The sequence below is a fragment of the Pseudonocardia sp. genome (assembly GCF_050246655.1).
GTDB lineage: Bacteria > Actinomycetota > Actinomycetes > Mycobacteriales > Pseudonocardiaceae > Pseudonocardia.
Genome location: NZ_JBFWVQ010000032.1, coordinates 1 through 19,221 on the forward strand (window position 1 = coordinate 1; position 19,221 = coordinate 19,221).

General features: G+C 71.0%; 17 protein-coding genes. 8 read left to right on the plus strand and 9 right to left on the minus strand.

The genetic code is table 11. The features are described 5' to 3' along the window. Positions 1-264, plus strand: a 264-nt coding sequence (locus tag AB7J25_RS12910; protein ID WP_428508535.1) for an EamA family transporter, incomplete at its 5' end; no start/stop codon positions are given. Positions 265-276: 12 nt separating this feature from the next. Here AB7J25_RS12910 and AB7J25_RS12915 read toward each other — a convergent pair. Together AB7J25_RS12915 and AB7J25_RS12920 are read right to left on the minus strand one after the other, a co-directional pair. After that, positions 277-1,209: a phosphotransferase gene (locus AB7J25_RS12915; protein ID WP_428508537.1), complete on the minus strand. Its 933-nt coding sequence runs from the start codon at positions 1,207-1,209 to the stop codon at positions 277-279. A gap of 77 nt (positions 1,210-1,286) precedes the next feature. Beyond that, the gene (locus tag AB7J25_RS12920) at positions 1,287-1,865 is read right to left on the minus strand and encodes a hypothetical protein (protein WP_428508539.1); all 579 of its coding nucleotides are present in this window, start codon (positions 1,863-1,865) and stop codon (positions 1,287-1,289) included. 204 nt (positions 1,866-2,069) lie between these two features. On the opposite strand from AB7J25_RS12920, the gene AB7J25_RS12925 reads away from it, so the two are divergent. Further along, the gene (locus AB7J25_RS12925; protein WP_428508541.1) at positions 2,070-3,398 is read left to right on the plus strand and encodes an amidase family protein; all 1,329 of its coding nucleotides are present in this window, start codon (positions 2,070-2,072) and stop codon (positions 3,396-3,398) included. Between the two features lie 49 nt (positions 3,399-3,447). Here AB7J25_RS12925 and AB7J25_RS12930 read toward each other — a convergent pair whose 3' ends face one another. The 7 genes from AB7J25_RS12930 to AB7J25_RS12960 all read right to left on the minus strand — a co-directional run bounded on the left by AB7J25_RS12930 (position 3,448) and on the right by AB7J25_RS12960 (position 10,975). Next, positions 3,448-3,912, minus strand: coding sequence for a hypothetical protein (locus tag AB7J25_RS12930; protein ID WP_428508543.1), 465 nt, complete (start codon positions 3,910-3,912; stop codon positions 3,448-3,450). Further along, complete coding sequence (locus AB7J25_RS12935) at positions 3,912-5,630, minus strand: methylmalonyl-CoA mutase family protein (protein WP_428508545.1); 1,719 nt, start codon at positions 5,628-5,630, stop codon at positions 3,912-3,914. The genes AB7J25_RS12930 and AB7J25_RS12935 overlap by 1 nt, the downstream gene beginning before the upstream one ends. Beyond that, entirely contained in the window at positions 5,623-6,591 is a 969-nt protein-coding gene (gene meaB, locus AB7J25_RS12940) for a methylmalonyl Co-A mutase-associated GTPase MeaB (protein WP_428508547.1), read from the minus strand. The genes AB7J25_RS12935 and meaB overlap by 8 nt, the downstream gene beginning before the upstream one ends. Next, positions 6,588-8,036, minus strand: coding sequence for a phenylacetate--CoA ligase family protein (locus AB7J25_RS12945; RefSeq protein WP_428508549.1), 1,449 nt, complete (start codon positions 8,034-8,036; stop codon positions 6,588-6,590). The genes meaB and AB7J25_RS12945 overlap by 4 nt, the downstream gene beginning before the upstream one ends. A 7-nt stretch (positions 8,037-8,043) precedes the next feature. Next, positions 8,044-8,436, minus strand: coding sequence for a cobalamin B12-binding domain-containing protein (locus tag AB7J25_RS12950; protein WP_428508551.1), 393 nt, complete (start codon positions 8,434-8,436; stop codon positions 8,044-8,046). 123 nt (positions 8,437-8,559) lie between these two features. Continuing rightward, a complete protein-coding gene (locus AB7J25_RS12955; protein ID WP_428508553.1) occupies positions 8,560-9,393 on the minus strand; it encodes a cupin domain-containing protein in 834 nt (277 codons plus the stop codon). Positions 9,394-9,451: 58 nt separating this feature from the next. Next, positions 9,452-10,975 (minus strand): aldehyde dehydrogenase family protein, encoded by a 1,524-nt coding sequence (locus AB7J25_RS12960; RefSeq protein WP_428508555.1) that lies wholly within the window; start codon positions 10,973-10,975, stop codon positions 9,452-9,454. Positions 10,976-11,266: 291 nt separating this feature from the next. Between AB7J25_RS12960 and AB7J25_RS12965 the strand changes: the two genes are divergently transcribed. The 6 genes from AB7J25_RS12965 to AB7J25_RS12990 all read left to right on the plus strand — a co-directional run bounded on the left by AB7J25_RS12965 (position 11,267) and on the right by AB7J25_RS12990 (position 19,084). Beyond that, a complete protein-coding gene (locus AB7J25_RS12965; RefSeq protein ID WP_428508557.1) occupies positions 11,267-12,028 on the plus strand; it encodes a GntR family transcriptional regulator in 762 nt (253 codons plus the stop codon). 243 nt (positions 12,029-12,271) lie between these two features. Beyond that, on the plus strand, positions 12,272-13,855 hold the full coding sequence (locus AB7J25_RS12970; protein WP_428508559.1) for an acyl-CoA mutase large subunit family protein: 1,584 nt from the start codon (positions 12,272-12,274) through the stop codon (positions 13,853-13,855). A gap of 18 nt (positions 13,856-13,873) precedes the next feature. After that, on the plus strand, positions 13,874-14,278 hold the full coding sequence (locus AB7J25_RS12975; RefSeq protein ID WP_428508561.1) for a cobalamin B12-binding domain-containing protein: 405 nt from the start codon (positions 13,874-13,876) through the stop codon (positions 14,276-14,278). After that, complete coding sequence (locus tag AB7J25_RS12980; protein WP_428508563.1) at positions 14,275-15,933, plus strand: AMP-binding protein; 1,659 nt, start codon at positions 14,275-14,277, stop codon at positions 15,931-15,933. Before AB7J25_RS12975 ends, AB7J25_RS12980 begins: the two co-directional genes overlap by 4 nt. A 14-nt stretch (positions 15,934-15,947) precedes the next feature. Continuing rightward, entirely contained in the window at positions 15,948-17,657 is a 1,710-nt protein-coding gene (locus AB7J25_RS12985) for a thiamine pyrophosphate-binding protein (RefSeq protein WP_428508565.1), read from the plus strand. A gap of 449 nt (positions 17,658-18,106) precedes the next feature. After that, positions 18,107-19,084, plus strand: a complete 978-nt coding sequence (locus AB7J25_RS12990; protein WP_428508566.1) for a MaoC family dehydratase — start codon at positions 18,107-18,109, stop codon at positions 19,082-19,084. The last annotated feature ends 137 nt before the right edge of the window (positions 19,085-19,221 follow it).

Here is a 19,221-nt window from a genome sequence, read left to right on the forward strand (position 1 = left end):
GTCGGGTGGGTCGTGACGGCCGCGCTGCTCGTCCTGGTCGCCACCGTGCTCGCGTACCTCACCGGCGTGATGGCCGTGGCCCGGATCGGTGCCACCCGGGGGTCCCTCGTCGCGCTGCTGGAGGTGGCCGCCGCCGCCGTGGCGTCCTGGCTGCTGCTCGGGCAGGTTCCGACGGCGGTGCAGGCCGCGGGAGGTGTGCTCATCCTCGCCGGGGTGGCGCTCACGCAGGCGGCGCGACCGGCCGCCGTGGCGCCCCCGCCCTGACGGCCCCGCTCGTCACGGACTCCCCTCCAGGCCACCGGCGACGGGCTCGGTCAGCCAGTGCTCGACGGCAGGGCGCAGGGCGTCGAGCATGCCGGGGATCTCCGGGGCCAGCGGCAGGCACGCCACGAGCTGCAGCATTCGCGCGCTCGCCATCACCGCGAGCAGTCGCGGATCGTGCGGCGGCAGGCCGACCCCGGCGGCGGTCGCGTCGTAGGCGGCGAGCTGTTCGGGGCTCGCGAAGGTGAGATCCCACTCGACGGGACCGAGACCGACGTGCTCGAAGTCCGAGGACAGGTCGCCCTCCGCCACCGGGATGACGTTGTACAGCGGGGAGTCGCCATGGATCGGCTGGACCCGCGCGCCCGGGAAGGCGCGCGCGAACGCCTCGGGCGAGGTCGCGAGCGGCTCCAGGAGGGCCCACTCCCGGCGGGCCCGCTCGACGACCTCGGGCCCGGCCAGCGCCGGGGTGATCTCCTCGATGCCGGCCGGCACGTACCCGTCCAGCGGCGGCATCCAGGCGAGCTCCCCGTCATAGCCCCGCAGCGCGGCGTGCAGCCGGGCCGTCAGGGCCCCACGCGACGCGTCCTGCATCGTGGAGCCTTCCACCTGCTCCACGTACGTCCAGAACGTCATCGACAGGTCGTCGCGGCGCACCGGCTGCTCGGCGACGAGCGGGCTCGGGGCCACGACCGGGTGCCCGCGCCCCGCCAGCCACCGGGACACGGCCACCTCGGCGCGCTGCTGGGCCGCCTGGCCCAGCGGATCGGCGCGGATCGTCGGCGGGAGCACGGTCGGCGCCCGCACCACCACCGGTGTGGGCGCGAGGTGCACGACGACGGAGAAGGCGTCGTAGAGCACCCGAGGCGCGACGACGTCCAGGCCGAGCGTGCGGCCCGCCGCCGCGGCCGTCTCCGCCGCTCTGCGGGCACGGTCACTGATCTCCATGCGCCGATCCTGGCCCCTCGGACGCAACGGCGCCCGCCCCCGCCGCGGGAGCGCGGCGGGGGCGGGATCGGTGTGCGTCAGACGAGCCAGCGGTGCCGGTCGACGAACGGCAGCCGCTGCCACGCCTTCCCGAGACCCCAGGTGTTGCCGGCCGCGGTCGCGGCGACGGCGATCAGCACCAGGGCGTAGATCACGTGGTAGTCGACGAGCGGGTTGGTCGAGCCGCTGGGCTCACCGGCGTTGGTGAGGGTGGCGAGCGGGAACTCGGCGAGCCACATCAGCGCCATCATGAGCGTGCCGGCGACAGCCGAGACGCGCAGGCCGACGCCCAGCATCACGGCGACCCCCACGCCGAGCAGCCCCAGCATGAACAGGGTGTCGGCCCACCAGGCGCCCGCGATCGAGTGGAACCAGGCCTCGAACGGCCCGATCTCCACCGAGTTCAGGAAGCCCCTGGTGGGAGATCCGCCGTTGAGCCAGGCCCGCTCGGCGGTGGTCGCGTAGCCGAACGCGAAGGTCTTGTCGAGAAAGGCCCACAGGAACGTGAAGCCGATCGCGAGGCGCAGGACGGCGAGTGCCTTCGCGCCTGCGGGTGACGCTGCGCCGTCGATCGGCGTGCCGACAGTGCGAGAGACGGGGTGTGAGGTGCTGGTCATGTCATCTGCCTCCTCCGGACATTACTGATCGTCGTCGCGGAGGCGGGTCGTATGCAGAGGCGTCCCGACCGGGACGGTGGGGACCAATGATCGTGGGTACGAGGGGCCGAGGTGCCCGGGCCTGGTGGCCCGGGGCCTGTACGGGAGGTGCACCGCGGCGGAGGATGGCCGCCACCCCCCGTCCCCCGACCGAGAGGCGACACCATGAGCACCGAGGGCCTCGACCGTGTCCGCGAGCGGGTCGCGGGCTCCTCGTCGGCGGAGGTGGTCGGGCAGAGCATCGAGGCGATCCACGGGATCGCCGAGCTCGGGGCGTTCCTCGCCGTCGCGGTCGACGCCCCGTGCGGACCGGGGGCGCTCGCGGGCGTCCCGGTCGCGGTGAAGGACAACCTCGACACCCGCGACTTCGTGACGACCGGCGGCACTCCCGCGCTGCGCGACTCGCGGCCGGGACGCGACCACCTCGCCGTCGAGCGGTTGCGCGCGGCCGGGGCCGCCGTCGTCGGCAAGACGAACCTGCACGAGCTCGCCCTCGGCATCACGAGCAACAACGCGGCGTTCGGACCGGTGCGCAACCCGCACGACCCCGCGAGATCGGCCGGCGGGTCGTCGGGCGGCTCGGCCGTCGCGGTCGCGACCGGGGTCGTGCCGGTGGCGCTCGGCTCGGACACCGGCGGGTCGGTGCGGGTCCCGGCCGCACACTGCGGCGTCGTCGGCTTCCGGCCGACCGTCGGCCGCTGGGGGAACGGGCGCTGCGTGCCGATCTCCCACACCCGCGACACCGCCGGCGCGTTCGCCACCTCCGTCGCGGACGTCGCCGAGATCGACGCGGTCGTCACCGGCGCCGGTACCGCGCCCGTCCCGGAGCGGCTGCGGATCGGTGTTCCCCGTGCCGGTTTCTACGACGACCTGCACCCCGACGTCGCCGCAGGCGCCGCGCGGGCCCTCGACCGGCTCGCCGACGCCGGCGTCGAGCTGGTGGAGCGCGACGCCGTCGGCGTGTTCGAGCTCGACGCGGAGTGCGGCTTCCCGATCGTCTTCGCCGAGATCGTCGAGGACCTGCCCGGCTACCTCGCGACCCTGCCCGGTCCCGAGCAGAAGCTGACCTTCGCCGACGTGCTCGACCAGGTCGCCTCCCCGGACGTGCGTGGCGTCATGGAGGCCGCCGCGTCCGGCACGTTCGGCCCGGCGGAGCTGGTGGCCGCCCTGGAGGTCCGGGACCGGCTCCGAGCCGCCTACGCCGCCGCCCTCGACGGCCTGGACGCGATCATCTACCCCACCGTCCCGCTGCCGGCCCCGCCGCTGGGCGACGACGACATGACGGAGCTGAACGGCGCGACCGTCCCCGTCTTCCTCACCTCGATCCGCAACACCGCGCCGGGGTCGACCGCCGGGATGCCGTCGATCTCGCTGCCGGGCGGGGTCACCTCCGCCGGCCTGCCCGTCGGGATCTCGCTGGAGGGGCTCCCGGGGCAGGACGCGGCGTTGCTGGCCGTCGCGGCGGTCGTGGAGCGGGTGCTGGCCGCGGGCTGACCGCTCCCGCGCGGACCCCTTCCCTCAGCAGGGTTCTGGACGCGGCACGTCAGGGGGCGCAGTTCGCCTGGAGTGCGAGACACGTCTGCTCTCTGTCGATGTGCTCGTCGACCTCGGCGGCGGCCAGCACCAGCAGGGTCCCGACTTCCGTCAGGTAGGTACGGGCCGCGGTGGAATGGGGCGCTGAGCGACCGCCGCGCCGGGCGAACGCTCGCGCGAGTCGCAGCCAGGATCCGGCTGCGCTCGTCCCGCCGAGGTCGTCCTCCGTGCCGGGTGGCGCGGTGCCCAGCGCTCGACCCATCGCGACGATCCGCGCGGCGGGTCGCTCGTCGCGCTCCGCCAGGGGCGGTGCGGTCTCACCGAGCGTCTCGAGCAGGTCCTCCCGCAGATGTCGGAGGGTCTCGGCGAGCGGTGCGGGGACGTCGCCCGTGCTCAGCGCTCCACCGATCGCCGCAGCGACCTCCTCGGCCGCGGAGACCAGGTCGTCGGTCGTCTGCGCGATCCCGGGCGTCATCAGAACACCGGCCTCTCGACGTAGGAGCCGAAGACCTGGCGCAGCGCGCCGGTGATCTCGCCCATGGACAGGTGCGCGCGGACGGCCTCGATCGTCGCGGGCATCAGGTTCGCGTCGGGGTCCCGCGCCACGTCGAGAAGGTTCGCCAGCGCGCGGTCGGCGCGCTCCGGGTCGCGGCTCTCCCGGACCTTGGTCAGCCGCGCGATCTGCCGGGCCTCGGACTCGGGGTCGAGTGTGTGCGTCTCGATCTTCTGGTCCTCGCCGTCGTCGACGTGCTTGTTCACGCCGATGACCGGGCGGTCGCCGTTCGCCTTGCGCAGGGCGTAGGCGTAGGCGGTGTCGGAGATCTCCTTCTGGAAGAAGCCCTGCTCGATCGCCGCGACGACGCCGCCGAGCTGATCGATCTTGGCCAGGTAGTCGCCGATGCCGCGCTCGAGCTGGTCGGTGAGGCTCTCGACGTAGTAGGAGCCGCCGAGCGGGTCGATGACGGAGGTGACTCCGGTCTCGTCGGCGATGATCTGCTGGGTACGCAGTGCGATCTTCATCGCCAGTTCGCTGGGGATCGTGTAGGCCTCGTCGAGCCCGTTGGTGTGCAGCGACTGCGCCCCGCCGAGCACGGCCGAGAGAGCCTGCAGGGCGGTGCGGACGATGTTGTTCAGCGGCTGCGGCTTCGTGAGCGTGGCCGCGGCCGTCTGGGCGTGGAAGCGCAGGCGCATCGACTGCGGGTCCCTCGCCCCGAACTGCTCGCGCATCATCTTGGCGTAGTACCGGCGGACCGCCCGGAACTTCGCGACCTCCTCGAACAGGTCGGCCTGGGACACGAAGAAGAACGACAGCCGGGGGGCGAAGCTGTCCACGTCGACGCCCGCCGCGGTGACGTCCTCGACGTAGGCCTTGGTGACGGCCATCGTGAACGCGATCTCCTGCAACGCGTTCGCCCCGGCCTCGCTGATGTGATAGCCGCTGATGTTGACCGGGTTGTACCGGGCCATCCGCTGCGAGCAGTAGACGATCGTGTCGCGGACGATGCGCATGCTCGGGCGGACCGGGAAGATCCACTCCTTCTGGGCGATGTACTCCTTGAGGATGTCGTTCTGCACCGTTCCCGAGAGCCTGTCCAGGTCGTAGCCGCGGTCCTCGGCCACGCAGACGTACATGGCGAGCAGGATCCATGCGGACGGGTTGATGGTCATCGAGACGCTGATGTTCTCCAGGTCGATGCTGTGGAACAGCGCCTCCATGTCGGGCAGGACGTCGATCGCGACGCCTTCGCGACCGACCTCGCCCAGGCTCATCGGGTCGTCGCTGTCGAGTCCCATGAGCGTCGGCATGTCGAAGTCCACCGACAGGCCGGTCTGTCCCTGTGCGATCAGGTAGCGGAACCGTGCGTTGGTCTCTTCGGCCTGGCCGAAACCGGCGATCTGACGCATCGTCCAGGTCCGGCCCCGGTACATCGTCGGGTACGGCCCGCGGGTGAAGGGATAACGACCGGGGAAGCCGATCTCGTCGTAGTCATGCGGCAGGTCGACGGGTGTGTAGACGCGCTGCAGCGGTAGCCCGCTACCGCTCCGGTAGGAGTCCATGCCTTCCGGGGTCCGCCTGATGAAGCCGGCGAGTTCGGCGTCCTCCCAGTCCGTGAGCCGTGTCGCGACAGCGTCGGCGAGCTCGTCGGTGACCAGGGGCGGGCGCGCCTGCGGCTCACGGAGATCGTCAGTCACGGGGGTTCCTTCCGTCCAGGTTTCCCAGTTGGGTGAGGAGCCGCCGGGCGAGGGACCCCGAGTCGCCGCGGTGGGCGAGGACGTCCTCGACCGCGCGGTCGAACTCCGGATGTCCCGGGCGGAGCCGCTCGAGGACGAGTTCCTCGGCGATCCAGCGGATCCGGGTCGAGATACTGCGCCGCTGCCATCGTTCGATCCCGCCATCGGCGACGAGCCACTCTCGGTGCTCGGCGAAGCGTTCGACCAGTTCGGTGACGCCTTCGCCGGTCGTACCGACCGCCTTCTCGACCGGTACCGGCCACGCGCCGGGGCGCTGTGGGGCCGACCTGAGCATGGTGCGGAGCTCGGCGAAGGTCTTGCGGGCCCCGGGATGGTCGAACTTGTTGACGACGTGGACGTCGGCGATCTCCAGCAGGCCCGCTTTGATCGCCTGCACGTCGTCGCCGGTGCCGGGCATGCTGACGACGACGACCGTCTGCGCGGCGCTCATGACGTCGACCTCGGCCTGTCCGACCCCGACCGTCTCGACGATGACGACGTCCTTCCCGGCCGCGTCGAGCGTGATGATCGAGTCGAGGGTCGCCCGGGAGAGCCCGCCGAGCGCTCCCCGGGTGGCGATCGAGCGGATGAAGACGCCCGGGTCGCCCGCCACGCCCGACATGCGGATCCGGTCACCGAGGATCGCACCGCCGGTGATCGCGCTCGACGGATCCACGGCGATGATGCCGACGGTGCGGCCCTGCTCGCGCATCCGCGCGGTCAGGCCGCCGACGAGCGTGCTCTTCCCGCTGCCCGGCGGACCCGTGACGCCGATGACGTGCGCACGCCCCGCGCTGCACTGCAGCTCGGAGACGAGCTCGTCCACGCCCGGGGCCCGGCGCTCGATCCGGGTCAGCACGCGGCCGATCGCGCCGGTGTCGCCGGCGAGCACCTTCTCGGCCAGCGAGGCGACCGCGGTCACCGGCTGCCCTCCGCCGCAGCGAGGTCGGTGGCCATGACCTGGTTCAGGAGGGTCCGGTCGTCGACGACCCGCCGGGACTTGAACTCCGTCCGGTCGAAGGTGAACTGGGGGACCGGCACGACCGTCGCGCCGACGCCGAGCACCGTGCGCAACCGGTCCGACATCCTCGCGAGCATCTCGTCGAGCGCACGGCCGGTGATCGTCGCGAGGTGTTCGACCTGGACCGCCAGCGCGTCCATCGCCCCGTCGCGGCTGATGACGATGCGGTGCTCCCCGCCGTACCCGGCCTCGGCCATGAGCACGTCGTCGATCGCGCTCGGGTACACGTTCTCCCCACGGACGACGAACATGTCGTCGATGCGCCCGTAGACACCCTGCGGCAGGAACGGGTACGTGCGACCGCGCTCCGCCGACGGCGCCTCCCAACGGGTGAGGTCGTTGGACAGCAGCCGGATCATCGGCTGGCTGATGCGTTCCAGGGTGGTGTAGACCGGCGTGCCCTGCGCACCGTAGGGGACCCTGGTGAGGGCGAGCGGATCGCAGACCTCCGTGTAGACGAGGTCCTGCCAGCAGAGCATGCCCGGACCGTCGCTCGCCGCGGCCAGGTTCATCCACGGCGTGACCTCGGCCATGCTGCCCGAGTCGTACACCTCGGCTCCGCCGAAGCCTTCGACGATGCGTGAACGGATGGACGGCACGCTCGCTCCCGGCTCGCCGGAGAACACGAGCTTGCGGATGCCGAGCCGAGCGGGATCGATCCCCTCGGCTTCCGCCACCTCGATGACCCGCAGCGCGTACGACGGCGTGCCGTAGAACACCGTCACGGCCATCTGCTGCATCCAGCGCACCGTCCGCGCGGTCTGCCCCGTCGTGCCCGCACCCAGCGGGAACACCCGCGCACCCAGCCGCTCGGCCCCGACGTAGATCCCCCACGAGCCCATGTAGAGGCTCAGCGGTGACCCGATCAGCACGACGTCGCTCGGCCGGACCCCCATCGCCCACAGCACCCGGGCGTGGGCGTTGGCGATGCTGCGCCAGTCCCGTTCGCAGATCCCGAAGGCCGTCGGCCGCCCGGTCGTGCCGGACGTCCCGTTGACGTGCTTGACGTCGTGCACGTCGACGCACAGATAGCTGCCGAACGGCTCGTGCGCCGCCTGGTCGGCGCGCAGCTCGTCCTTGCGCACCACGGGGACCCTCTCGAAGTCCTCCAGGGTCCTGATCGAGCTCGGGTGGACGCCGGCCTCGTCCCACTTCCTGCGGTAGAACGCCGATCGCTCCCAGGCGTAGTCCATCACCTCGCGGATGCGGGCCAGGATCAGCTCGTCACGTTGCTCGGCCGGCATCGTCTCCCGCGTCGGGAACCACTGCTCCTGCTCGTCGGGTGGCCGGTGGGACTCGTCGTAGTGCGGGAGCCACGTCCATTCCTCCATCACGCGCCCGGTCACCGCCGCCTCACCAACGGGCCGGCTGGCCGGTGGCCAGGTGGCGGATCGTCGCCACGATGGTCTCGGGCGTGGTGTCCTGACCCAGCACGCTCGCCACACCCATCCGGACCAGCTCGTCCGCGTCCTCGTCCGGCATGACGCCACCGGCCACGATCGCGAACCGCGGCCGCTCGGGTAACGCGTCGACCAGCGCGAAGATCTTCGTGAAGATCGGCATGTGGGCTCCGGAGAGGAGGCTGACGCCCAGCACGTCGACGTCCTCCTGCACCGCGGCCTCGACGACCTGTTCGGGGCTGCGGTGCAGGCCGGTGTAGATGACCTCCATCCCGGCGTCGCGCAGCGTCCGCGCCACCACCTTCACGCCGCGGTCGTGCCCATCCAGTCCGATCTTGGCGAGCATCACCCTGAGGGGTTGGTCGGCATGCGACGGTTCGGGCATGCGAGTCCTTCCGTGAGCAGGATCCGAGCACAGCCGTGCCGACGGCGTCGGTCGTTGCGCCGACGCCGTCGGCGCGCTGTTCGATCAGGATGCGGGCAGGGCCTCGTTGGTGATCACGAAGAACTTCTTGACGTACGGAGCCTTCGACGTCCAGGTCACCGGCAGGCCCGACGGGAGGCCGACGATGTCCCCGGCCTTGAGGTCGTGCTCCTCGCCCGTCTCCTCGTTGACCAGGTGGGCCTGGCCCTCGAGCAGCAGGATCATCTCGTCGCCGAGCGGTGCCGTGTAGCGGACCGTCGCGGAGCCGTCGGGCGCGCATCCCGGCACACCCACTCCGGTGCGCCAGAGCCCACAGCGGTACGAACCAGTGGATCCGGTCCCGCGGATGATGTAGGTCTCCCCGCACACCTGCGGGCCGGCGTCCGGCTCCACCCACTCGAACGGCGTCCAGTTCGGCGGGTTGTCGCTGATGTTCGCCACGTACAGGTGATCTTCCTTGGTGGCGGTTTGCGGGCTGTCCCAGAGCACCCACATCTTCTTGAGGAACGGGCTGCGGATCTGCCAGCGCAGGTCGACGCCCTTCGGGTGGCTGAGGATGGTGCCGGCCTCGATCTGGTGCTGCCTGCCCGACGCCCTCTCGGTGATCAGCACCGACCCCTCGAGGATCACCATCGTCTCGTCGCCGAGCGGCGCGGAGTACTTGAGGTCGACGGAACCATCCGGTTCACAGCCCGCGATGTCGCGCCCGGTGCGCCAGAGTCCGGACATCAGGCTGCCCGACGTTCCCTCGGGCCGGATGACGGCGACCTCGCCGTAGGTCTGGTTGCCGTGCAGCGGGTCGTCCCAGTTGAAGGGCTCCCAGTGCTCGGGGTTGAAGCTGCGGTTCCCGATGAAGAGGGTACGGGTCGCGGTGGTCATGAGCGGACGTCCTTCCATCTTGTGGGGATCATGTGGTGCATCCGATCGACGGCTGAGGTCACAGCGGAGCGTCGGCCCAGTCCGCGGGCTGGCCCGGACCGCCGACGAGCGAGTCGTCGAGGTTGACGCAGATGTGCTTGACCTGCGTATAGCTGTGGACGGTTTCGAGACCCTCCTCCCGGTTCACGCCGCTCTGCTTGTGCCCGCCGTGGGGCGTCATGGGCAGCTCACCGAACCAGTCGTTGATCATCACGCCGCCCGCCTGCAGCTTGCGGGCCGTGCCGAGGGCGCGATTGACGTCCTGGGTCCACAGGACGGCGAACAGCCCGAAGATCGAGTCGTTCGCCTGCTCGACGAGATCGTCGTCGTCGTTCCAGGGGATCACCGAGAGGACCGGTCCGAAGATCTCCTCCTGCGCGATGCGCATCCTGTTGTGGACGCCGGTGAACACGGTCGGCTCGACGAAGAAGCCGCTCTCGGTGCCCGCCGGCCGGCCGCCTCCGAAAGCCAGCGTCGCCTCCTGCTTGCCGATCTCGATGTAGCGCAGGACGCGCTCCAGCTGCTCGGCGGAGACCAGGGGGCCCAACTGCGTCGCGTCGTCGAACGTGTCGCCGATGCGGACCTTTCCGAGCCTGTCGGCGAGCCGGCCGAGGAACTCGTCGTGGACGTCCTGGTGCAGGAACAGGCGTGTCCCGGCGACACACACCTGGCCGGCGTGGGAGACGAAGCCCTGCATGGTGCCCTCGACGGCATCGTCGATGCGGGCGTCGGGGAACACGACGATCGGGCTCTTGCCACCGAGTTCCAGATTGACCTTGCCGATGTGGTCCGCGGCGAGTTTCGCGACGTGCTTGCCGGTCTCGACCGACCCCGTGAACGTGATGCCCTCGACGTCGGGGTGTGACGCGAGCGGCGCCCCGGCCTCGGGGCCGAATCCGGTCACCACGTTGAACACGCCCGGCGGGAAGCCGGCCCGCTCCACCAGCTCGGCGAACTTCAGCGCGGTGAGCGGCGTCTGCTCGGCGGGCTTGGCCACGACGGTGTTGCCCAGCGCGAGCGCCGGCGCCACCGACCGGACGAGCACCAGCAGCGGGTAGTTCCACGGCACGATGTGCGCAGTGACCCCGAGCGGTTCCAGCACGGTCATGCTGATCTTGTTGCCTGGCACCGGAATGGTCCGGCCGCCGACGTGCGTCGCGAGCCCCGCGTGGTAGTCCAGCCACAACGGGACGGCTCCGACCAGCTGCTTCGCCTTGCCGAGGTAGTGTCCGCTGTCGAGCGCCTCGAGGTAGGCGAGCTCGTCGGCGGCCTCGACCACCAGCCCGGCCAGATCCTTCAGCAGCTGGACCCGGGTGAGCACGTCCGCGAACTGCCACGCGCGCGCCGCCGCCTTCGCCGCGGCCACGGCCCTGTCGACATCGTCCTTGCCGCCTCGGGGGACGGAGCCGATGGTCCTGCCTGTCGCCGGATCGAGCGTCTCGAGGACCCGCCCGTCAGATGCATCGACCCACTCGCCTCCGATGAACATCTTCGCGCCCTCGACGGTGCGCGCCGTGCGGTCGATCCGCAGTGCCTGAGTCATGTCATCACACCTCTGCTCGTTGCCCTGGTGAGTCGCTCTCGAGCGCAGTGCCGACCGGCCGAGCCTGGGACCGGGCCGGTCGCGGTGGGCATCGGACGAATCCTGGACTCTGGATCCAGGCCGCTGAGAGTAGCGTCACACGTGAGGAGCGTCAACGAATCCGCGGTGCGAGAGAGGTCGGCCGCCGCAGGGACCGAGCCCAGACGCTCTGGATTACGGATCCATGGAGTAGTCCCGTAGTCTTTGATCCGGTTCTCGGAGTTCGTCCGGATCGAACAGGTGGTGGAACCCATGGACTGGGGGCAGCTCGGCGCGAGTGGCGCGCAGAACGGTGACGCCGGCGGTTCCGCGCCGAAGCCGGACTCCGCTCTCTCCGAGCTCCCGCCGCGGGACCCGACCGCACTCGTGCGCACCGTTCGCGAGCGGCTCCGGCTCGCCATCGTGCGGATGGAGATCCCGGAGGGCACGCGCCTCAACCAGGTCCAGGTCGCCAAGCAGCTGGGCGTCAGCCGCATGCCCGTACGAGCCGCGATCACCGATCTGCTCGCCGAAGGGCTCCTCGAGCCGATCGGGAGCGGGGGAGTCGCGGTCCGGACGTTGAGCGAGCGCGACATGCGCGACGTCTACGAGGTCAGGATGGCGCTGGAGTCCCAGGCTGTTCGGCATGTCGCCGAACGTCGTTCCGCCACGGGGCTGGCCCGGGTCGAACGGGTTCTCGCCGACCACCGGTCCCGGGTGGCGGACTACGACGCCTCGCAGCTGCTCGTGGTGGACCGCGAGTTCCACACGGCCCTTCTCGACGCGACCGAGAACCCCCACTTCCGCCGAGCGATCGTCCCGCTCTGGGCGGTCATCGAACGCGCGATGTTCGGCATGCTGGGCATCCCGGAGATCGCTGCGCGTGCCTGGAACGAGCACGAGGAGATCGCTGCGGCGGTGCTCGCGGGCGACCCGGACGTGGCCGAGCGCGCCCTGTGCCGACATCTGGCGATGGCGGCCGATGATCTTGCCAAGGTCATGCCGCGTCGCGACGGACTCGTGGCGAACAGCTGACGGTCGCCCGACCGGACCGCTACGCCGTCCTCCCTCGTCGCGCCGTCGCGCCGGCGCGAGGGGCGAGGGTCGGCGAACGGAGGAGGCCGTCCGGTAGGGCTCACGTCCTCTCGCGGTAGCGGGCCGCCGAACGCGTCACCGTTGACCCTCCTGGCGACCATCGCTAACCTCGTGGATCCAGAGTCCTGGATACGTCTAGTCGGGCAGCAGGGTCGACGAGGGAGCTGATGCGGAATGTCCGACATGACCGACTTCAGGACGGTGTCGGGCATCCCGGTCCGCGAGCGGTACGACCACGACTGCCTCTCGGGGTGGGACGCCGAGGAGCGGCTGGGCGAACCGGGCGCGTTCCCGTTCACCCGTGGCCCGCATCCGACGATGTACCGGACCCGGCACTGGACCCGCCGCCAGGTCGTCGGGCTGGCCACGGCGCCGGAGACGAACAAGCGCAACAAGTACGTCATCGCGAACGGCCAGACGGGCATCTCCAACGACTACGACGTCCCGACGCTCATCGGGCTCGATTCCGACGACCCTCGGTCCAGGGGCGAGGTCGGGCGGACCGGGGTGGCGATCGACACGCTGACCGACATGTGCGACCTGTTCGACGGGATCGATCTCCACCGGATCAGCGTCTCGATGACGATCAACCACCCGGCCTTCGTCCTCGTCGGGCAGTACATCGCTGCGGCCCAGATGCGCGGTTTCGCGCTCGACGGGTTGGCCGGCACGGTCCAGAACGATCCGCTGAAGGACTTCTACGCCCAGAAGACCTACATCTTCCCGCCCGCGCCCTCGGTGCGCCTCGCCTGCGACCTGATCGAGTACTGCGCCCGGCACATGCCGCGATGGAACGGGATCAGCCTCAACGGCTACAACATCCGCGAGGCCGGGACGACCGCCGACCAGGAGCTCGCGTTCACGTTCGCGCACGCGATCGCCTACATCGAGGAACTGCTCGGCCGGGGGTTGCCGATCGACGCGTTCGTCGGGCGCTTCTCCTTCATCTTCAACGTGCACAACGACTTCCTGGAGGAGATCGCGAAGCTGCGCGCCGCCCGCCGCGTCTGGGCGCACCTGCTGCGTGATCGCTTCGGTGCTGCCGAGCAGAACTGCAGACTGCGCATGCACGTCCAGACCGGCGGCAGCACGATGACCTACCAGCAGCCCGAGGTGAACCTGATCCGGGGGGCGCTGCAGGCCATGGCCGGTGCACTCGGCGGGGTGCAGTCGATGGCGGTGTCGTGCTTCGACGAGGCCTACTCGATCCCGTCCGAGTTCGCCCAGCGGATGTCGCTGCGCACGCAGCAGGTGGTCGCCTACGAGAGTGGCATCACCAGCGTGGTCGACCCGCTCGCCGGCTCCTACTACGTCGAGAGCCTCACCGACGAGATCGAGCGCCGCACGTGGGAGTGGATCGCCCGCGTCGAGGAGCGCGGCGGTGCCGTGCGCGGTGTCGAGTCGGGCTGGTTGGAGCAGGTCGTCTCCGACACCGCGCACACCTACCAGCTACAGATCATGAACAACGAACGGACGATCGTCGGGGTCAACGATTTCCGGGGCACGCAAGGTGAGCGTCCGATCGAGACCTTCCGCGTCCACGAGCGGTTCGAGGACGAGCAGATCCGTCGCCTGGAGAAGGTGCGGGCGGAGCGCAACGGCTCCGAGGTCGACCGGACGCTCGACGCCCTCCAGGCCGCGGTTGCCGACGGCGCCAACGTCATGGATCCCGTGATCGCGGCGAGCCGGGCGCACGCCACCCAGGGCGAGATCGTCGGGCGCGTGATCGCCGAGGTCGGTGAGTACGTCGCCCCGCCCATCTTCTGAGCAGATCGGAGACCGCGCATGATCCGTGTGCTGCTGGCCAAGCCCGGCATCGATGGTCACGACGTGGGCGTGAAGATCGTCGCCCGGGCGATGCGGGACGCCGGGATGGAAGTGATCTACACCGGCTTGCGGACCAGCATCCCGAACGTCGTGCGCATCGCGCTCCAGGAGGACGTCGACGTCATCGGGGTGTCCAACCTCTCCGCGCAGCACGTGTCGATGATGCGTGAGCTCCAGGCGGGCCTTGCCAGGGCACAGGCGCCGGACGTCCTCCTGATCGCAGGCGGGAGCCTGCTGCCGGAGGACATCACCGCCCTGCGCGAGATGGGGATCGACGGCTGTTTCCCGCCAGGAACCGACACCGCGGAGATCGTCCGGTTCATCCGCGAGCGGGTTCCTGAACACACGGCGGCCGCGCCATGACCACCCTCGCGTCGGTGGCGCTCGCTCCGGCCGCCGACAAGGCGGGCTGGACCCTCGCGGCGGCTCTGCGCGCCGCGGCACGACACAGACCCGACCAGATCGCCGTCCGCACCACGCGGGGCGAGACGCTGACCTACGCGGACATGCTCGCTCGCGTGGAGTCCCTGGCGGCCGGCCTGCTCGCACTGGGGGTCCGTCCCGGCGACCGGATCGTGCTGATGATGGACAACTCGATCGAGATGCTGCTGACGTGGTTCGCCGTCAACGTCGCCGGTGCCGTCGAGGTGCCGTCGAACACCGCCCACCGCGGGCGGAGCCTGGCGCACGTGCTCGCCCAGTGCGGCGCAGCGGTCGCCGTGATCGACTCCAGGTACGCGGACGTGCTGAGCGAGATCCGCAGCGACGTTCCCGACCTGCGCACCGTGGTCGTCAACGGGCCTCCCACGGACCTGCCGTGGCCGTGTCACGACCTACGGTCGGTCCCCCGGGACGGAGACCGGGACCGGGTCGCCGCGCCGACCGCGACGTACCGCGACCCGGCGGCGATCATCTACACGTCCGGAACCACGGGACCGGCGAAAGGTGTCGTCGTTCCGCACGGCCACATGTACACCTTCGCGCGGCACGTCGCCGAGCAGCTGAGACTCACCAGCGACGACGTCTACTACGTCTGCCTCCCGCTGTTCCACGCGAACGCCCAGTTCATGCAGGTCTACGCGTCCGTTCTCGCCGCCGGGACGGTCGTCCTCGCGGAGCGGTTCAGCGCGGGCAACTGGGTTCGTGAGGTGCACGAGTGCGGTGCCACCGTCTCGAGCCTGCTCGGGGTGATGGCGCAATTCCTCTTCAACCAACCGCCCAGCGGGCTCGACACACGCCACAGCCTCCGGCGGATGATCACGATTCCGCTGCCGGCCGCGATCGCCGAGGAGTTCGAGCGGCGGTTCGCCGTCACGTGCGTCGAGGCCTACGGCATGACCGAGGTGTGCCTGCCGCTGTATCGCCGACTGGACGAACCCCTGCGGCCGGGGAGCTGCGGCAGACCACTCGACGACTGGTTCGAGGTCGCAATCGTCGACCCCGAGACGGACGAACCGCTACCGGACGGCGAGATCGGGGAGATCGTCGTGCGGCCCTGCCGACCGTTCACGACGTTCTCCGGATACCACGCGATGCCCGAGCGCACGGTGGACGCCTGGCGCAACCTCTGGTTCCACACCGGGGATGCCGGTCGACGCGACAGCGACGGCTACTACTACTTCGTCGACCGCCTCAAGGATCGGATCCGGCGCAGGGGCGAGAACATCTCCGCCTACGACGTCGAGGTCGCCCTGACGGAGCTCCCCGACGTGCTCGACGTCGCCGTCGTCGCCACGCCCGCGAGCGAGGGCGAGGACGACATCAAGGCCTTCCTCGTCGTCGCCGAGCCCGCCGCGTTCGATCCCGTCGCGATCCTGCGGCACTGCGCCGAGCGCCTTCCCTATTTCGCCGTACCCCGATACCTCGAGCTCGTCCCGGAGCTGCCCAGAACTGCGAACGGCAAGGTCCTCAAGCGGGAGCTGCGGGCCCGCGCGGACTCGGGCGGCCAGTGGGACCGCGAACGTGCCGGCTGGACCGTGCGGCGCGGGACCGCCGGCGTGGTCCGCACCCGTCCGTGAACCAGGAGGTCCACGTGCCGCCTCGCTCCGTCGCCCGCCTCGTCGCCGAGCGGCTGGTCACGCAGGGCGTGACCCGGCTGTACGGGCTCTGCGGCGGCCATGTCCAACCGCTGTGGGACGAGGTGGCGCGTGCGGGCATCCGGATCGTCGACGTCCGCCACGAGGGCGCGGCCGTCCACATGGCGCAGGCCGAGTCCGAGCTGACGGGCGGGCTCGGCGTCGCGCTCGTCACGGCCGGACCGGGGCTGACCAACGCCGTGACCGCGATCGCGAACGCCTATGTCTCCCGCAGCTCGGTGCTGGTCGTGACAGGCCGCCCGCCCCGGCCACAGGCAGGCATGGGCGCGATGCAGGACCTGCCGCAGGGGGAGATCGTGCGACCGGTCTGCCGGTGCGTCGAGCAGGTCGCGGAGAGGCATCACGTCCTGCCCCGGATGGACCGCGTGATCGCCGCGGCCCTCGGCACGGGCGGCGGAGGAACGGGCCCGGCCTACCTCGACCTCCCCACCGACCTCCTCGACGAACCTGTGGACCCGGCCGACGCGCCGCCCGCGGCCATGAGGGCCCGGCTTGGCCCCTCGACCGCACCGGTACCGGAAGCGGTCGCCGCGGCGACCGAACTCATCCGGGCCTCGAGGCGCGTCGTCGTCATCGGCGGGCGGCCGGTCCGGTCGGCCGGCGCCGAGCTGCGCTCGTTCCTCGACGGCTGCGGCGCCTTCTTCCTCGACACGGGAGAATGCCGCGGCGTGATCCGCGACGACCATGCGGCGTACGTGCCGGCCATGCGCGCACGACTCATGGCGGAGGCCGATCTCGTCATCACCCTGGGACGACGCCTCGACTTCCAGCTCGCGTACGGATCAGCGGCCGTCTTCTCCGAAGCGGTCAGCTTCCTCCGCGTCGGAACGTGCGTCGAGGAGACCGCGGAGAACCGGCGCGGCGACGTCGAGGTCGTCGGATCGGTCACGGAGGTCATGCGCGCGCTGACCTCGGCCGCACCCGTCGACCCGGACACCGAGTGGGCAGCCGAGGTGAGAGCGGCGAATCTCCGGCGGACCATGCGGCTGGCCGAGCGGCTCGCCGACGAGCAGCTCGGCAGCGACGCGCGCATGCACCCCTACCGCCTGATCGGCGCGCTGAACGAGCGGCTCACGGACGGATCCGTCGTCATCGCGGACGGAGGGGACATCCTCTCCTTCGCACGGGTCGGGCTGCGCACCGTCGACTACCTCGACTGCGGAGCGCTCGGCTGCCTCGGGGTGGGCGTGCCGTTCGCCATCGCCGCCTCGTTGCTGCGTCCGCACTCGCCGGTGATCGCCACCGTCGGCGACGGGAGCTTCGGGTTCTCGGCGATGGAGATCGACACGGCGGTGCGGCACCGAGCGAACGCGCTGTTCGTCGTCGCGAACAACGAGGCATGGAACATCGAGCGCCGCGACCAGATCGACCGCTACGCCCACAACCTGGTCGGCGTCGACCTGCCAGGGTGCCGCTACGCCGAGCTGGCGCGCGCTCTCGGCGCCCACGGCGAACGAGTGGAGAATCCCGCCGACCTCGACACCGCCCTCGACCGGGCGCTCGACAACACCCCCGCCGTGCTGGAGGTCATGGTCACGCGGGACGCCACGTCGCCCGACTACGCCAACGGGCTCGCCCACGTACCTGCGTGGCACGCGCTGGCCTCCTGGAACGAGGCGGAGCTCGCGCTACGGGCGTCGCGCTGAGTGCGGCGCACACCTCACGGGGCGCCGGCCGCGTCCGGTCCGGGCCCGGTCGGGAGGTCAGGCCGCGAGTGCGTGCCGGACGTAGGACCGGGCGTTGCCGACAACCCGGTCGATGGACGCGGGTGGGCTTCCACCACTCCGCCGCCCGGCTCACCGCGAAGGGGTACGCCGGCTTGCGGTTGAGCGATGTCGCCCGGGTCGCACTCTCAGCAAGGGCGGGACTCTGTAGGTTCAAGGAATGTCAGGCAGGTCACCCGGAGGTCGGTTCCGTGCCTCCCCGCGGGGGACGACCACACGCTGTCCAAGGCACCGGCGTCCTCCGCCGACGAGGTGGTGATCGACCGGGAGGTCGTCGCGCGCATCCCCGAGATCTCCTCCGTCGGCGGTGCGCTGGTGGACGAGGCCATGGCGAGGGACGCTCGGCGGGTGCTGGCGAAGGCGGCCGTCCGATGACGGGGGCGAGTCGCGAAGCAGGGGGCCCGTACTTCGACGACCTGGCGGTCGGGCAGGTCTTCGCCGCCGCTCCGGGCTGCACGCTCACCGAGGGCCGCGCCGCCCAGCATCAGGCGGTCGTCGGCGACCGCTGGCGGCTGGCCCTGGACGACCACCTGGCCCGCGACGTGATCGGCTCGCCGGTCGCCAGCCCGACACTGGTGTGGAACGTGGCGATCGGGCAGTCGACGCTCGCGACCCAGCGGGTGCGGGCCAACCTCTTCTACCGGCGGCTCGCGCTGCTCCGGCAGCCGCTGATCGGCGACACGCTGCGCACGACCACGACGGTCGTCGGCCTGCGGGAGAACACCCGACGCGAGGGGCGCGCGCCGACCGGCCTCGCGGCACTCCACATGCGGACCGTCGACCAGGAGGACCGGCCCGTCCTCGACTTCTACCGCTGCGCGATGCTGCCGGTGAGGCCGGGCGTCGGGGCGACCGGCCATGCCGACGACCTCGACGCGATCGGCCGCGACCAGCCCCCGGTCGACCGGGCCGGACTCGTGCCGGCGTGGGACCGGGCGGCCTACCCGGCCTCGCCGGGCGCCGGGCCCACCCCGGGAGACGTGATCGACGTCGTCGGTGGAGACGTCGTGTCCAGCGCCCCCGAGCTGGCACGGCTCACCCTCAACATCGCCGCCGTGCATCACGACCGGTGTGCCGGCGGCGGTCAGCGCCTCGTCTACGGCGGTCACACCATCGCGCTCGCCGCCTCGCAGATGCTGCGAGTGTTCCCCGATCTCGCCACGGTGCTCGCCTGGGAGTCCTGTGACCATCTGGCCCCCGTGCACGAGGGGGACACGTTGAGTACGCGGATCACCGTGGAGGGCGTGAGCCCCACCGCGGGCTGGCACGTGGCCGACCTCCGGGCCGAGGTCGCGGCGGACCGTGAGCGCCCGGTGCTCGACTGGCGGCTGTCGGTCCTCGCGCCCTGACCCGGGTGTGCCGTCGAGAACGACGTTCTGCAGCCGCACGGGCCCTGTTGATCAGCACAACGTCGTTCTCGACGGGGTCCGGGGCGACCACCCGGCGCGCGCGCCAGCGACCCGGCTCGGGTTTAGATCCGCTGCCG

Coding starts and splice junctions, on each gene's coding strand:
- AB7J25_RS12915 (WP_428508537.1), bottom strand. CDS start 1,209: ATGGAGATCAGTGACCGTGCCCGCAGAGCGGCGGAGACGGCCGCGGCG.
- AB7J25_RS12920 (WP_428508539.1), bottom strand. CDS start 1,865: ATGACCAGCACCTCACACCCCGTCTCTCGCACTGTCGGCACGCCGATC.
- AB7J25_RS12925 (WP_428508541.1), top strand. CDS start 2,070: ATGAGCACCGAGGGCCTCGACCGTGTCCGCGAGCGGGTCGCGGGCTCC.
- AB7J25_RS12930 (WP_428508543.1), bottom strand. CDS start 3,912: ATGACGCCCGGGATCGCGCAGACGACCGACGACCTGGTCTCCGCGGCC.
- AB7J25_RS12950 (WP_428508551.1), bottom strand. CDS start 8,436: ATGCTCGCCAAGATCGGACTGGATGGGCACGACCGCGGCGTGAAGGTG.
- AB7J25_RS12955 (WP_428508553.1), bottom strand. CDS start 9,393: ATGACCACCGCGACCCGTACCCTCTTCATCGGGAACCGCAGCTTCAAC.
- AB7J25_RS12960 (WP_428508555.1), bottom strand. CDS start 10,975: ATGACTCAGGCACTGCGGATCGACCGCACGGCGCGCACCGTCGAGGGC.
- AB7J25_RS12965 (WP_428508557.1), top strand. CDS start 11,267: ATGGACTGGGGGCAGCTCGGCGCGAGTGGCGCGCAGAACGGTGACGCC.
- AB7J25_RS12970 (WP_428508559.1), top strand. CDS start 12,272: ATGACCGACTTCAGGACGGTGTCGGGCATCCCGGTCCGCGAGCGGTAC.
- AB7J25_RS12975 (WP_428508561.1), top strand. CDS start 13,874: ATGATCCGTGTGCTGCTGGCCAAGCCCGGCATCGATGGTCACGACGTG.
- AB7J25_RS12980 (WP_428508563.1), top strand. CDS start 14,275: ATGACCACCCTCGCGTCGGTGGCGCTCGCTCCGGCCGCCGACAAGGCG.
- AB7J25_RS12990 (WP_428508566.1), top strand. CDS start 18,107: ATGACGGGGGCGAGTCGCGAAGCAGGGGGCCCGTACTTCGACGACCTG.